Origin of the sequence: Shewanella sp. BC20 (assembly GCF_003129585.1) — a bacterium.
Lineage (GTDB): Bacteria > Pseudomonadota > Gammaproteobacteria > Enterobacterales > Shewanellaceae > Shewanella > Shewanella seohaensis.
Map to the genome: position 1 here is coordinate 117,739 of NZ_NHRI01000011.1, position 15,727 is coordinate 133,465.

A 15,727-nucleotide genomic window follows, 5' to 3' on the forward strand; every position below is an offset into this window, starting at 1 on the left:
ATAAAGCTGTGATTTTTTCTCAAAAAACACAGTTTCAATACGCGGACGCATAGGGTAACATGCGCCCGCTTTTTCCAATCATGGAACAATCTAAATAGGTAAACGGCAATGCCAGTAAACTCTATTTTGGGCGTGTTTGCAAAATCGCCAATCAAGCCTCTTCAAGAGCACATGGACAAAGTCTACGATTGCGCATCGTTACTGGTCCCCTTTTTCGAAGCCACCATCACAGGTAACTGGGATGGCGCAGTTCAACTTCGTAAGCAAATCAGTTTAGCGGAAAAGCAAGGTGACTCACTCAAGCGTGAAATTCGCCTCACTCTGCCAAGCGGCTTGTTTATGCCAGTTGAGCGTACAGATCTATTGGAACTACTGACTCAACAAGACAAAATCGCTAACAAAGCAAAAGATATCTCTGGTCGTGTTATCGGCCGTCAATTATTAATCCCTCAGGTCATGCAAGTGCCATTTATTGCGTATCTACAACGTTGTATCGACGCAGTAGGTCTTGCAAAACAAGTCATTAACGAACTCGAAGATTTGCTTGAAGCAGGTTTCCGCGGTCGTGAAGTCGACTTAGTGGCTAAAATGATCAACGAACTCGATATCATCGAAGAAGATACTGACGATCTGCAAATTCAATTACGTCGTCAACTATTTGCATTGGAATCAGAATTGAATCCTGTCGATGTGATGTTCCTCTATAAAACGATTGAATGGGTCGGCGGTCTTGCAGATCTTGCCGAACGAGTCGGTTCGCGTCTTGAGCTTATGCTGGCTCGCGTTTAATAAATAAGGTTATCAAGGTATCAATATGGTTGATGCAGGTATGGAGGTGGCTAACGTCTTAGCCACTAATGGGCCGTGGCTTATTGCCATTGCGGCCGCGTTTGGTTTTCTAATGGCGTGGGGTATTGGTGCGAACGACGTGGCCAATGCTATGGGAACCTCTGTGGGTTCCAACGCGATTACTATTAAACAAGCGATTATTATCGCAATGATCTTCGAATTTGCTGGTGCTTACTTAGCCGGCGGCGAAGTAACCAGTACGATCCGTAACGGTATTATTGATTCAAGCTACTTTACCCAAACCCCTGAATTGCTGGTATACGGCATGATTGGCTCGCTGTTAGCCGCAGGGATTTGGTTAGTTGTCGCATCAGCCTTAGGCTGGCCAGTATCGACCACTCACTCAATCGTGGGTGCGATCATCGGCTTCGCGGCTGTGGGTGTTGGCACTGATTCAGTCGCTTGGGAAAAAGTAGGTGGTATCGTTGGCTCTTGGGTCATCACCCCTGCAATCTCTGGCTTTATGGCTTTCATTCTGTTCCAAAGCACGCAAAAACTGATTTTCAACACTGATAACCCACTCGCTAACGCGAAACGCTATGTGCCTTTCTACATGGCATTTGCGGGCTTTATCATGTCGTTAGTCACTATCCTTAAGGGTTTATCACACGTTGGTATTCACTTAAAAGGTGCCGAAGCGTACATGCTAGCTGGTGTAATTGCGCTGATCGTGGGTATCGTGGGTAAAGTGGTGATTTCTCGTTTAAAAATGGATGAGAAGGCCACCCACAAAACCATGTACGCTAACGTTGAAAAAGTGTTTGCTATCCTGATGGTGCTCACCGCCTGTTGTATGGCGTTCGCCCACGGTTCAAACGACGTAGCTAACGCGATTGGTCCATTAGCGGCGGTTGTCTCTGTGGTAAACAGTGGCGGTCAAATTGCGTCTAAGTCTCCGTTAGTTTGGTGGATCCTGCCTTTAGGTGCCGTTGGTATCGTGATGGGTCTGGCAATCTTCGGTAAGCGAGTGATGCAAACCATTGGTAAAAACATCACTCACTTAACGCCAAGCCGTGGTTTTGCTGCCGAATTAGCCGCTGCCTCGACTGTCGTTATTGCTTCTGGTACTGGTTTACCTATCTCTACCACACAAACCTTAGTGGGTGCGGTATTAGGTGTGGGTATGGCCCGTGGTATTGCTGCTATCAATATCGGCGTAGTGCGTAATATCGTTGTGTCTTGGGTAGTCACCTTACCTGCGGGTGCGGGTCTGTCGATCATCTTCTTCTTTATGATTAAAGGTATCTTTAACTAAGAAGCCCAAGGTGACTATGGCAAGCTTGCCTTAGAAACGCACAAACACACAGGAATCGCTAGCATGGATGCGGCAAAGTTGAGGGAAGTCTATGACTTCCCTCTTGCATTGCAGGCCTCAAATCCCTAGCATGTGGTCACTATTTCGTTGATGAGAATACAAAAGTGTTAAGAATGCTGACTCTGGTGGGAATGATGTTACTCTCCCCCAACCTGCTGGCCGAAGGCCAACCCCGCTATATCTCGGACAACGTGTTTCTTTATATTCTCAATGGTCCGAGTACAGACTACCGTATCTTAGGCTCAATTGAAGCGGGTCAACCAATTACCTTATTAGGCGAAACCCAAGGCGATTACTCCAAAATTGTCGACCACAAGGGCCGTGAAGGTTGGATACCGACTAACATGATTAGCTCGGCACCCAGTTTTCGCGAGCAAGTATCGTCACTCACCAGTGAACTGGCTGAAGCCAAAGCTAAACTGGACGAAGTGATGAGCTCAACCGATAACCATGCCGATGAAGTGGCCGAGCTTAAAGCCAAGCTGACCGAAGCCGAAACTATGCTCAGCAAAACCACCCAAGAGCGTGATAGTTTGAAAGTGGCCGTGGATCGCAGCGCTCAGGAAGCACAATTTGCCCTATGGCGTGAAGGTGGACTGATCGCCGCCGCCGGTTTAGTGGTCGGGGTGATTTTGGTTTATCTGCCAAGACCGCAACGCCGTAATAAAAAGCGTTGGATGTAAATTTTTACGCGAATCCGATGAAATTAGAATCAAAAGCCAGTGTTTTCAAACACTGGCTTTTTTGTCAATTGAGCGTTACATCTGGCGCGTAACAAGCTAATCAAACAATCTTCACATTCTTTCACGCTATAGTGTTGTCCGTCACATTTTGGTTGTATAATCTGCGCGCGCAAAGCTTCATATTGTATACAAAATATCAAATGCGTTTCGCGCCCCCCATTTTTGTTTCAACAATAGAGCCCAAAACAACTGGCCAAGATGGAAGCGATTACTATGTTCAAAGCGAGTGAAGTGCTGGCAGGCCGCTACGATTCTGCCAATCTCGACGAACTGTTCAAAGCCGTCACCGACAACTACATTGTCGATGAAGAACAATACTTGTCAGAGCTAATCAAACTAGTGCCCTCCAGTGATGAAGCCATCGAGCGCGTCACTCGTCGTGCCCACGAACTGGTCAACAAAGTTCGTCAATTCGATAAGAAAGGTTTAATGGTTGGCATCGATGCCTTCCTGCAGCAATACAGCCTAGAAACACAGGAAGGGATTATCCTGATGTGTTTAGCCGAAGCCCTGCTGCGTATTCCCGATGCGGCCACCGCCGACGCCTTGATTGAAGATAAACTCTCAGGCGCAAAATGGGATGAACACTTAAGCAAGAGCGATTCGGTACTGGTTAACGCCTCCACTTGGGGCCTGATGCTCACTGGCAAAATCGTCAAACTCGATAAAAAAATCGATGGTACGCCAAGCAACCTGTTAAGCCGTTTAGTGAATCGTCTAGGTGAGCCTGTGATCCGCCAAGCCATGATGGCGGCGATGAAGATCATGGGTAAGCAGTTCGTTCTCGGCCGCACCATGAAAGAAGCGCTCAAGAACAGCGAAGACAAGCGTAAATTAGGTTACACCCACTCCTACGATATGCTGGGTGAAGCCGCGCTGACGCGTAAAGATGCCGAAAAATACTTTAACGATTATGCCAATGCGATTACCGAGTTAGGCGCGCAAAGCTATAACGAAAACGAATCACCACGCCCAACCATTTCTATCAAGCTGTCGGCACTGCACCCACGTTACGAAGTCGCTAACGAAGACCGTGTACTGACCGAACTGTATGACACCGTTATTCGCTTAATTAAGTTAGCTCGTGGTTTAAATATCGGTATTTCTATCGACGCCGAAGAAGTTGACCGCCTCGAACTGTCATTAAAACTGTTCCAAAAACTGTTTAATTCTGACGCGACCAAAGGTTGGGGCTTACTCGGTATTGTGGTGCAAGCTTACTCTAAGCGCGCCCTGCCGGTGCTGGTATGGTTAACCCGCCTAGCGAAAGAACAAGGTGACGAAATCCCCGTTCGCTTAGTGAAAGGCGCTTACTGGGATAGCGAGCTGAAATGGGCACAACAAGCAGGCGAAGCCGCATACCCACTCTACACCCGCAAAGCTGGTACCGACGTATCATACTTAGCCTGTGCGCGTTACCTGTTATCTGACGCCACCCGCGGCGCGATTTACCCACAATTTGCCAGCCACAACGCGCAAACCGTTGCCGCGATTTCAGATATGGCGGGCGATCGTAACCACGAGTTCCAACGTCTACACGGCATGGGACAAGAGCTGTACGACACTATTCTGTCGGAAGCTGGCGCGAAAGCGGTACGTATCTACGCTCCAATCGGTGCCCATAAGGATCTGCTGCCCTACTTAGTGCGTCGCCTGCTGGAAAACGGTGCAAACACCTCGTTCGTACACAAGCTGGTCGACCCGAAAACCCCTATCGAGTCTTTAGTGGTTCACCCACTGAAAACCCTGACAGGCTACAAAACCCTGGCTAACAACAAAATCGTTTTACCTACCGACATCTTCGGTAGCGATCGCAAAAATTCCAAGGGACTCAATATGAACATCATTTCAGAAGCAGAGCCATTCTTCGCGGCCTTAGACAAATTCAAATCGACGCAGTGGCAAGCGGGCCCTCTGGTTAATGGTCAAACCTTAACTGGCGAGCACAAAACCGTGGTGAGCCCATTCGATACCACCCAAACCGTGGGTCAAGTGGCCTTTGCCGACAAAGCGGCTATCGAACAAGCTGTCGCCTCTGCCGATGCGGCGTTTGCAACTTGGACTCGTACTCCTGTTGAAGTGCGCGCCTCTGCCCTGCAAAAGCTTGCGGATCTGTTAGAAGAAAACCGCGAAGAACTGATTGCTCTGTGTACCCGTGAGGCCGGCAAGAGCATTCAAGACGGTATCGACGAAGTACGTGAAGCCGTTGACTTCTGCCGCTACTACGCGGTGCAAGCTAAGAAGCTGATGTCAAAACCTGAACTGCTCCCAGGCCCAACGGGTGAGTTAAACGAACTCTTCCTCCAAGGTCGCGGTGTGTTCGTCTGTATCAGCCCATGGAACTTCCCATTAGCTATCTTCTTAGGCCAAGTTTCGGCAGCCCTCGCTGCGGGTAATACTGTCGTTGCTAAACCTGCTGAACAGACTTCAATCATTGGTTACCGCGCAGTGCAGCTTGCACACCAAGCGGGTATTCCAACAGACGTGCTGCAATATCTACCAGGCACTGGCGCTACCGTAGGTAACGCACTGACGGCTGATGAGCGCATCGGCGGCGTATGTTTTACCGGTTCAACTGGCACAGCCAAACTCATCAACCGCACACTGGCAAACCGTGAAGGCGCAATTATTCCGTTAATCGCCGAAACCGGTGGTCAAAACGCTATGGTGGTTGACTCTACTTCTCAGCCAGAACAAGTGGTTAACGATGTAGTGTCTTCATCCTTTACCAGTGCGGGTCAACGCTGCTCGGCGCTGCGTGTACTTTTCCTACAGGAAGATATTGCCGACCGCGTTATCGATGTACTCCAAGGTGCAATGGATGAGTTAGTGATTGGCAACCCAAGTTCAGTGAAAACCGACGTAGGCCCAGTTATCGATGCGACCGCGAAGGCTAATCTTGACGCCCATATCGACCATATCAAGCAAGTCGGTAAGCTTATCAAGCAAATGTCTCTGCCAGCGGGTACCGAGAATGGCCACTTTGTGTCGCCAACGGCCGTTGAAATCGACTCAATCAAAGTGCTTGAAAAAGAACACTTTGGTCCAATCCTGCACGTGATCCGTTACAAGGCATCTGAACTTGCCCATGTGATCGATGAAATCAACAGCACAGGCTTTGGCTTAACCTTAGGTATCCACAGCCGTAACGAAGGCCATGCCCTCGAAGTCGCTGACAAGGTTAACGTAGGTAACGTGTACATCAACCGTAACCAAATCGGCGCAGTCGTTGGCGTACAGCCTTTCGGCGGCCAAGGTCTGTCTGGCACTGGTCCAAAAGCCGGTGGTCCACACTACTTAACTCGCTTCGTGACTGAAAAGACTCGCACTAATAACATCACCGCTATCGGTGGTAATGCGACCCTGTTGTCACTGGGTGATAGCGACGCCTAAGTCCTAACGACTTATTGATAAACGAAAGCCAGACTCAGTCTGGCTTTTTTATTGGCGAATAAATACTTACAGCTAAATGCAATTCCATAAATAATTATATCAATCAATTACTTTGGCATCATTTTGGGGATGATTTTTTGATATCTGAGTATTATGGGAGTCTTCGCATTTTTCATTTGAGTTTATCAATTAAAAGCAAAGTCGTGGGGCTTCACCCCACACCCGACCAAGGAGGACTGCTCGTCCTATCCTCCTTGGATGCTCCAAGACGCCCCAACGGAGTTGAAAGCCCCTTGTGCTCATTGCCAAATTTGCTATCGCTTCCGAAGGATGCGTCCCTGCACCTGCGAAAGCTAGTCGGTCATCCATAACCGAACTCACGCAATTTGTCTATTCGCCCTGCGGCAACTCCGAGGGGAGGCGTATTCTGTTGCTTCGGTGTTAGCAGCTAATAACAAGAGAGTGGTGCCTTTCCCATCATTAAGACGTGAGCGTATAAGAATGAAAAAGCCAAAACGATATCAAGTAATTACCGACAAAACTGTATAAAAAACCGCTACCGCAAAAAAGCAAATTCCTATAGCATCATTTATATCAATTGACATGGATGTGGCAGTGGCCAAGTCCAAGAAACGATTAATGCCATGCAAGCAACGCATTGCATAAATACTAAGACGTTAGAATTACTCAGCTCAACATAAGGATTTAACCTTGAACGACATATGGAAATTATTAGTTGACCATTATCAATGGGTATTTAGTGGAGCTGGTATCGCTGTGTTAGGTGGAATGATTGCATTCTTTAAAAAGAAGAAATCCTCTGGAATAACCCAAACTCAAAAATCAGGTGCCAATTCTCTTAATATACAAGCAGGCAAAAATGTTGAATTTACTCAGAAAAATGATTAATAAATCAGATCAAAAACAAAATGCTGGAGATAATTCAACAAACCTTCAAGGTCAACAGGTCATTGTCAATCAGGGTATTTCATATTCAGATGCAAAAGAAATTGCAAACGACGTATTCAAAGCCAATTTCATTGAACTAAAGCAAGAAGCAGCAATCATCGCACAAGAGCGGGCAGAGGAAGTAACTGAAAAAGTAATTGCTCAACTAAGCAAACGCCACCCCGAATCACTTGAGCAGTTTGAAACACCTGCATTGCAAGATGCTTTGTTTACCGTTCAAAAACAGTATGCAATTAGTGGCGATAAAGAATTGGGCGATCTTTTGGTCGATATTCTTGTTGACAGAGCTGCAGCCCCAAAAAGAAATATGGTTCAAATCGTATTAGATGAATCCTTGGGTATCGCACCTAAATTAACTCTAGAGCAATTTGATACTTTAACACTCAACTTTCTATTGATCAGCACTCGAAGACTCGATGTACTGAACTATGAAGGGTTGCTGGCTCATTTTAGAAGAAGAATAGTCCCTTTTATTGAAAACCTATCCGATAAACATTCGGATTATACTCACGCTGAATACCTTGGTTGCGGTCATGTTCGAGCAGGTAATTATGGGCAGCTTGAAGGAAATTTAAGAACAACTTATAAAGCATTTTTCTCGAATGGATTTAGTGAAGAAGAACTAAAAGAGAAAGTTGGCGAAAGAATAAACCTGCAAGGCTTAATAATTCGGTGCTTTCATGATAATGAAAAACTGCAAATCGGTGTGCTGGATGACGAAACACTTGAGAATATTGCCAGCGAAAATGGTCTTGAGGATGAGACAAAGCAAAAACTAAAACAGCTTTTCGAATCTTCAACAAAACCTGCAAATGAAGTAAAGAAGATGCTGACAGATGCAATCCCGGAAATGGAAAGAATCTTCGAGACTTGGGGCAAGTCACCTTTCAATAAGTTTGAGTTAACTAGTGTTGGAATTGCTATAGCGCACGCAAATTACCGAAGGAAAATTGGCGATACAATGGATTTATCTATATGGATACAATAATTCTTAAAAGACAGGATAGGCACAGATCTTCGGGGATTAATAGCTCGCACAATTGCGTCAGGAGTTCACCTTCCCCTGCGAAGTTGCTGAAGGGCGTTGAAGAAAATCGCGTGACGCAGACAGGACGTCTGCGTAGCTTTCGGGGAAGGGGCGAATGAAAATCGGTGATTTTCGCGCTTATGAGCGAGAGGCAGGGATTGCCAAACTGGAGTGCTTTACATGGATGTAAAGCGGAACCATCGGAAGCGTTAGCGATTTTCGAATAAGCACGAAGCCACTCATCAATGCATGTAACTTCGCTAGGGACGCCGGGGGATTTCCAAAAGGGGAACAGGCGTTTTTCCCCTTTTGGTCGGGTGTGGGGTGAAGCCCCACGACTTTGATTCACCTCGGCCGAAAGGCCATGATTCGAGATTTGTGACACAACCCCTACACATTTTTCTCACTCACTTACCTGACAACAATTTCCTCAAAATTGAGCCTCACTGAGCAAGAGGTTTCAAAGCCAATGTGAGCGGCTTCAAATTGTGAATAGGCGAGATTTGAAAGCGATATGAGGGGATTGCGCCTAAGAGATAAAAACCTTCATAATCGCCATTCAATCAACCGATTTTTTACTTTCTCAAAGTCACTTTCTCAAGGCAACTATGACATTCTCGCTATTAGATATTTCTGCATTGACGTGGTTTATCGTTTCTTGGGCTGGCTATACCGCTTTTGCCCGACGTAAGGCGAAGGATACCGACTGTATTGCCCGTGGCCTGCATAAACATCGAATTTACTGGATGCTCGAGCTGATGACCCGAGGCGTGCGGGTTGGCGATGCAGCGTTATTAGCGAATCTTGAGCGTAATATTGCCTTTTTTGCCTCAACCACACTGTTCGTGCTCGCGGGGGTATTAACCTTATTTGCCCAAGTTGAACGCCTCGAAGCCGTGATCGCCACTATTCCCTATGCTACGCCGCCGAACCACTCCTTAGTCCAAGTGAAGTTGGCGCTATTAGTGGTGATCTTCGTGATGGCGTTTTTCCAATTTACCTGGTCGATGCGCCAATACGGCTTTGTGAACGTGATGATAGGCGCAGGCCCAATGGATAGCGAAGGCGCCAACGACAACCTCAAAGCCTACGCGCGGCAAATGGCAACGGTGCAAGACCAAGCCGCCCACTCCTATAACTATGGCCTGCGGGCTTACTACTTTTCGATGGCCGTGCTCTGCTGGTTTGTGCACCCGATACTGTTTATTTTGGCTAGCCTGTTTGTGGTGGTCACCCTGTATCGCCGCGAATTTAAATCCCGCGCCGTAATAGCCATTACCGCCGCCAAGGCACATTTAGGCAGCGAATATCAGGCGCGAGAAACCCAGCGTCAATCCAAATAGTCGCCAGCCAACCCAAGACTGCGCCAGCCAAAGCGCAGTCTGATTCTTGTTCTATACTCATTGGGTTAATCACCAATCAATAATGGGAGTGAGCCATGAGTGATAATCTGTTAACTGTGGATGAAGTGTGCAAGTTGCTGGATAAGAGTCCGGCAACGATCAAACGCTATGCGCGGGAAAACCTGCTTAGCAGCGTGAAAGACGGTGAAGAATTGCGATTCCCCGAAGAAGAGGTCAAACGTTACTTAGCCTTTTCGCAGCGCTTAGGAAGATAAGCCGCCGCGCCTTTTATCGATTCATCCCCAAATGGACTTGGGATGCCTCGCTTATCCTTGTATAGCCATCTGTAACTGTCTGTAAGATAAAAACTCCCGCTGTGATTCCTCTAGCCCAAGCTCTGCGGCTAAGGCGAGGAGCTGCGCCTCATAGATTGGCAGCTTAGCTTCATCATTAGTCATAATAGCAAGCTCGGCAAAGTCACCTAAGCCTTCGAGCCAATCAAGCGTTAAATGAAATTCCCCAAGAAAATACACGCTGCGACGTTTTTTAATCTCAAGCACACATTGATAGCCTAACGTCCGCAGCATACTTTTGGCCTTGTTGGCATTCGTGATATTAACCGCCTCACAGCGGTCTTTCTCGGGCCCTTTCACTATCCACAGCATGATGCCAGAGGGCTGCATCTCGCGAATACACAGGCTTTTATGCTCAGCAGCTAAGGATGCTGTTGGTGCATCAAAATAGCAGTCATGCTCAAGATTATCCTCGAGCATCACCTCGGGGGATTTGGCACTTAAACGCGCCCAAAAGGCCTCGCGGTCCGTGAGTCGATACTTAAGCTCTACCTCAAACTTACCGTTAAAATGGGCGTTAATTTGCGGAGCGAATTCTTTTGCTGCCAATTCTTTTGGCGCAAGGTCTGCTGGCATTGGGTTACTCATATAAAAGCTTCACTCCTGCTGCACGTATTTCTCACCCATTCGACATCCAGACTCAAGCTAAGCGACGATAGAGCGCATGATAGGCGGGGCAAGTTTGAAGTAACTGCTGATGATCGCCCGATGCCACTATTTTCCCCTCGGCGAGGAGGTGAATTTGGTCCATCTTGGCCATCGCCGTTAATCTGTGGCTGATCATTAGCAGGGTTTTATCCTTCGCAAATTCAAGCAGTAAACTTAGGATTTCCCGCTCGGTGCGTTTATCTAAGCCCTCGGTTGGCTCATCTAACAGTAACAAAGGCGCATCACGCAGTAATGCCCTTGCCACGCCAATACGGCGCTGCTCACCGCCCGATAACTGCCGTCCGCCCTCACCAATCCACATATCGAGAGGCTTGTCGCCTTTAAGTAATTCGCCTAAACCAACCTGCTGTAATACTTGGATAAAACGCTCGTCATTGGCGGTACGCTTTTGCCCTTCTGGCACAGGTAAGGCAATAGCAAGGTTCTCCCGCAGCGTGCCCGCGTACAGGTAAATTCGCTGGCTCACGACTGTCATCGCCGATCTTAAGGCGGCCTCGCTATAGTTCGTCAGCGGCTGACCATCTAGGCGAATTTCGCCACGCTGCGCCTGCCATTCACGGGTGATTAAGGACAATAAACTGGATTTACCGCAGCCCGTCGCGCCCAATAACGCCACCTTTTGCCCGGGCTGTACCGTTAAGGATAAGCCCTGCAGTACGCTTTGGTTATCGTGGTAACCAAAATGGATATCCGTCATCTGCAGTCCGCCCGATGTCGCCTTGAGCGTTGAATCTTCGCTAAAACGAATATCGCTTTCTTGCTCGGTGATTTCGTGAATTCGTGTCGCCGCCAGCACGCAGCCCGACAAATGTTGGAAAGCGCCCGCGATTGGCATCATCATTTCGACGCAGGCCATAGTGGCAAACACCATCAAGGCGAACATAGGGCCGGGAGGCACCGCATCGCCCACGCCATTGGCGGCTAAAAATAGCATCATGATGAGTGCCGAGCCTGTCGCGAGGATCAGCATGGCTTGGCTCAAGGCGGTGATATTCGCCATCGCCCCTTGGCTGGCAAATAACGCCTGTTCTGCCTCATCGAGCTTGTGTCTGTATCTGGCGTTCGCACCAAATAAACTCAGCTCAGCTTGGCCCTGCAGCATCTCAAGCAACTGCACCCGATATTGGCGTTTGGTCTCCAGCATATTGCGACTTGGCTCGTGCCCAAGCCGATAAAACAGCAGTGGTAGCAGCAGCCAAACCACCACTAAAAACAGGCATAAACTTAGGGCCAGCTTGGCATCAAACCATGCGAGGAACAGATATAACAACGCCGTCATAAGCAAGGAAGCCGCCATCGGCGTCAACAATCGTAAATACAGATGGTCGAGTGTATCTATATCCGCCACGAGGCGATTGAGCATATCCGCGCGGCGCAGCCCCTGCAGATTTTTAGCGCTAAGTGGGAAGAGTTTTCGCCACGCCCAAACTCTGAGTTCAGTCAGTAATTTAAAGGTCGCCTCATGGGTTGCGAGACGTTCACCGTAACGACTGGCCGTTCGCGCGATAGAAAGGAAACGCACGCCACCCGCAGGAGTAAAAAAGTTAAAGGATTGGGAGCCAATAACCGTTAATCCCGCCACCGCCGTCGCCGATAAAAACCAACCCGACAGCGACAATAAACCAATCCCCGCCATGAGTGTGGTTAGGGTGAGTACAAGCCCAACGGCCATCATTAACCATTGGTGGGAGAACAACCGAATAAAGGGAAGGAGTATTTTCATTGTGCGGCTCCCTTTGTTGTCCCTAACGCGATATCGCTGTGAGTATCGGGCATGGGTGATTCCAGCCCAATATCGGCCAGCGACTCGGTATTTTCATGCAACATGGTTTGGAATAACCCCGCCTCAGTTGACAGTGTCGCGAAATCCCCCCGCTGGACTATCTCGCCTTTATCGAGCACTAGGATGGACGACATATGGTCCAGCTGATCGACCCTGTGGGTCACCATAATGGCCATCTTGCCCGCCATCGCCGCTTGTAACGTGCGGCTAACGAGTTGTTCGCTGACACTGTCTAAACTCGCCGTCGGTTCATCGAGAATAAAGACCTGCGCCGCCTGTCCCAATGCCCGCGCAAGCGCAATACGTTGCGCCTGTCCGACCGATAAGGTTGATGACTGCTCGCCTATCGGCGTGGCTAAACCAAGGGGTTGGCTGCGGACAAACTCATGGATATTGGCCTGCTCCAGCAATTGCCAAACCTGCTCATCCGTCATTTCGGGATTGGCTAAGGCGACGTTTTCTCGCACTGTGCCATGGAATAACTGCGGCTCCTGCCCAAGCCATGCTAACTGCTGTCGCCAATGGGCAAGATCTAGGCTTGCAAGCTCAACCCCATCGATTAGCAGCTTGCCTTTATAGGGCAAAAATCCTAATAAGGCATTGAGTAAACTGGTTTTACCGGCGCCGCTTGGACCAACCAGAGCCAAATGTTCGCCCTGCTTCAACTCAAAACTGATGGGGCCGAGTAAACGGCTGCCATCGGTACTAAAGACTTCTAGATCTTTTACGCTAAGGTGAGTCAGCTTATCGAGTCGCGTCTGCTGCCCTATCTTTTCCTGCGAAGAATCTGGCTCAGGGTGTTCCAGCAGCGTCATCAATGCTTGGGCCGCGCCAATCGCCTGCGCTTTAGCGTGATAGTGAGTGCCCATATCCCTAAGGGGCTGATAAAACTCAGGCGCCAAAATTAAGATAAACAAGCCGACAAACAGGCTGAAAGGTAAACCTTCATTCGCATTAGGCCCAAGTTGAGCATGCGCGCCATAGTAGCCAAAATCGAGGTGACCTAAATAACTGAAACCAAAGTAAACCGCCAATACGGCAATCGATACCGCGGCAAAAAACTCTAGCACCGCCGAGCTTAAAAAGGCCATGCGCAGCACAGACATAGTACGGCTACGGAACTCCTCCGAGGCTTTTTCGATAACCTTAAGTTCAGCATCACCCCGATAGAAGAGTTTTAAGGTCGAAAGCCCTTTCAATCTATCCATAAAGTGGCCACTTAATCTGGCTAAGGCATTGAAGTTTTTACGGTTAGCATCGGCCGCGCCCATGCCGACAAGGATCATAAACAGCGGGATAAGTGGCGCGGTTAATAGCAAAATCAGCCCCGCCGCCCAGTTGATGGGAAACACTGCGATGAGGATCAATAAAGGGATCACACCAGCAAGGGTCATTTGCGGTAAATAACGGGCATAAAAATCTTGTAAATCTTCCACTTGCTCTAAGACTATGCTCGCCCAACTGCCTGCGGGTTTACCTTTAATAAACGCGGGGCCGAGCCGAGTTAACTTATCCATTACCGCACCGCGGATCTGTTGGCGTAAGCGTTTGCCCGCTTCAAAACTGGCGCGCTCGCGGCCATAGGCAAGTATTGCTCGCAGCAACATTAAGCCAATCAAGGCCATAAAATGTGGCAGATAATCGCTTGCCCCCACAGCAGGCTGGATTGGCGAGCTATTCGCGCCATCAGTAAAAGCCTGCAAGGCATTGCCAACAATGACGCCATCGAGGAGTGTGGCTATCAGATAAGCCTGCGCTATCAATGCAATAGCACTTAACATTCCACACCATACGGAGAGCTTAACAAACCAGCCACAGGCCTTTTTTTGCGACTTGAGCCAAACGAGAAGGGACTTTTCTAACGACTTATCCATGGTGCTCCAACAGAAACTAGCAAAGCAGTAGGTTGTAGAAATAGGCTAAACACTGAGTGACCCCGAGGGGCTTGCAAGTGTTGAAAAGGTTCGATAGGGACGCAGTATCGCAGGCATCCAAGGTAGATGAAACCTTAGCGGAAGCTTTTGTTAGCCTATTCACAAAAATGAGATAAAGATCAATAAATTCCCAAAGTGCGGGAACCCAGAGCCAACCCTTGTCGCCAGCTTAATCAATCGGCCTTAATTATTGCTGAGCGCCGTATTTGACTAACACATGCCAGAGCAGCTTGAGCTCATGTGCCACCTGAGCGCGGTTCCCCCGATCGCGCCAATGCTGGGACGAATGGTATAAATCCCGCGCCGCCACGCCAATGGCATAGGCATCGACACGCTCGTCGATAGCAATTCGACTCGCCAAAGATGGCATAGTCGGTCCACGGAAATCACTGGGGATCTGCGCCGTGTGCAGGCTAAAACCATTATGATATTGCAGCTCGATATCATAGCGATCACAGAGCTTGCTCAAGGTGGCACCGATTTCAGTCCCTTTAAAACTAGGGTCAGCCACCAGCATGGCAATGTCTTCATCGAGGGACACATCACCGTGGATCTGCGCCTCAATATAATGGTCGAGATTGTTCGACATCGGCCGTTCAAAGCGCGATAGCAGGGAGGAGTTCAGTTGATGCGCCAAATATTGGATCACGTTGAGTGGTTTAAAATCCACTTTCCCCAAGGCATAGTGGCGCTCAAAACTCTCGGTGAGCAGCGCCGCTAATACATCATCAAAGCAGGATAAAGTGCCCTTTTCCTTCGGGTTACGGTAGGAATCTAAATAAGTGAACGTCGAGCGCGTGAGCAACTGCGAATGGGTCAGCAAATAACAGCTGCCAAAACGCGGGGCTGGGCCATCCTGCCACATGCCTAAATCCAAGGCACCATACTTAGGCCGAGACTTAGTCCCCTTGTAAGCATCGCCAAAGAGTTGATTTTCCCAATGATCCCTTGGCCCACCTAACTCAGGGGATAACTGTCCGTTGGAGATATGGGTTTCGAATTGGCTGCGGTATTGACCATCACGCAATAATCCTTCGGCCACTGTGATACCGCGGCTATCGATTCTGTCGGGATGAAAATGCAGTGCGACTCGGCCACAGTGTAACAATTGCTTCAGCGCCGCTTGCATCTCCTGCATGGGAATGTTGGACATCTGCTGCACGTTTCGAATAACCGCCACGGCCTGTTCACTTCGACCACGTGCGAGGCGTTCAATATGCTGTATTGCTGTCATAATCCACCCGCCATGGAGCGTCAATATACCTAAGAGGACTCATCCTAAGAATTCAATGCTGCTGAATTCAAGCTACAAAGGGAAAATTTCCCAGTTATCTTTACTAATCCGATTG

12 protein-coding genes are annotated in these 15,727 nt (G+C 48.6%); 8 read left to right on the forward strand and 4 right to left on the reverse strand.

The window, feature by feature from the left end:
- Positions 1–108 precede the first annotated feature (108 nt).
- The 8 genes from CBX96_RS12795 (at position 109) to CBX96_RS12835 (ending at position 9,914) form a co-directional block, all read left to right on the forward strand.
- Entirely contained in the window at positions 109–789 is a 681-nt protein-coding gene (locus tag CBX96_RS12795; RefSeq protein ID WP_011623862.1) for a TIGR00153 family protein, read from the forward strand.
- Between the two features lie 25 nt (positions 790–814).
- The gene (locus CBX96_RS12800; RefSeq protein WP_086902064.1) at positions 815–2,104 is read left to right on the forward strand and encodes an inorganic phosphate transporter; all 1,290 of its coding nucleotides are present in this window, start codon (positions 815–817) and stop codon (positions 2,102–2,104) included.
- A gap of 194 nt (positions 2,105–2,298) precedes the next feature.
- Entirely contained in the window at positions 2,299–2,847 is a 549-nt protein-coding gene (locus CBX96_RS12805) for a TIGR04211 family SH3 domain-containing protein (protein ID WP_164717988.1), read from the forward strand.
- A gap of 258 nt (positions 2,848–3,105) precedes the next feature.
- The gene (putA, locus tag CBX96_RS12810) at positions 3,106–6,300 is read left to right on the forward strand and encodes a bifunctional proline dehydrogenase/L-glutamate gamma-semialdehyde dehydrogenase PutA (protein WP_181382201.1); all 3,195 of its coding nucleotides are present in this window, start codon (positions 3,106–3,108) and stop codon (positions 6,298–6,300) included.
- Between the two features lie 711 nt (positions 6,301–7,011).
- Positions 7,012–7,209 carry a hypothetical protein gene (locus CBX96_RS12820; protein ID WP_109286970.1) on the forward strand — a complete coding sequence of 66 codons (198 nt, stop codon included), beginning with the start codon at positions 7,012–7,014 and terminating at the stop codon, positions 7,207–7,209.
- Positions 7,181–8,257: an LPO_1073/Vpar_1526 family protein gene (locus CBX96_RS12825; protein ID WP_219930418.1), complete on the forward strand. Its 1,077-nt coding sequence runs from the start codon at positions 7,181–7,183 to the stop codon at positions 8,255–8,257. Before CBX96_RS12820 ends, CBX96_RS12825 begins: the two co-directional genes overlap by 29 nt.
- 647 nt (positions 8,258–8,904) lie before the next feature.
- Positions 8,905–9,639 carry a DUF599 domain-containing protein gene (locus tag CBX96_RS12830; RefSeq protein WP_109286972.1) on the forward strand — a complete coding sequence of 245 codons (735 nt, stop codon included), beginning with the start codon at positions 8,905–8,907 and terminating at the stop codon, positions 9,637–9,639.
- Positions 9,640–9,734: 95 nt separating this feature from the next.
- A complete protein-coding gene (locus CBX96_RS12835; RefSeq protein ID WP_011623867.1) occupies positions 9,735–9,914 on the forward strand; it encodes a helix-turn-helix domain-containing protein in 180 nt (59 codons plus the stop codon).
- Positions 9,915–9,965: 51 nt separating this feature from the next.
- Here CBX96_RS12835 and cyaB read toward each other — a convergent pair whose 3' ends face one another.
- The 4 genes from cyaB to CBX96_RS12855 form a co-directional block, all read right to left on the reverse strand.
- Positions 9,966–10,580: a class IV adenylate cyclase gene (gene cyaB, locus CBX96_RS12840; RefSeq protein WP_109286973.1), complete on the reverse strand. Its 615-nt coding sequence runs from the start codon at positions 10,578–10,580 to the stop codon at positions 9,966–9,968.
- Positions 10,581–10,632: 52 nt separating this feature from the next.
- Positions 10,633–12,384: a cysteine/glutathione ABC transporter ATP-binding protein/permease CydC gene (cydC, locus tag CBX96_RS12845; protein ID WP_109286974.1), complete on the reverse strand. Its 1,752-nt coding sequence runs from the start codon at positions 12,382–12,384 to the stop codon at positions 10,633–10,635.
- Complete coding sequence (gene cydD / locus CBX96_RS12850) at positions 12,381–14,318, reverse strand: cysteine/glutathione ABC transporter permease/ATP-binding protein CydD (RefSeq protein WP_109286975.1); 1,938 nt, start codon at positions 14,316–14,318, stop codon at positions 12,381–12,383. Before cydD ends, cydC begins: the two co-directional genes overlap by 4 nt.
- 247 nt (positions 14,319–14,565) lie before the next feature.
- Positions 14,566–15,612, reverse strand: a complete 1,047-nt coding sequence (locus tag CBX96_RS12855) for a DUF3626 domain-containing protein (protein ID WP_109286976.1) — start codon at positions 15,610–15,612, stop codon at positions 14,566–14,568.
- Positions 15,613–15,727: the final 115 nt, after the last annotated feature.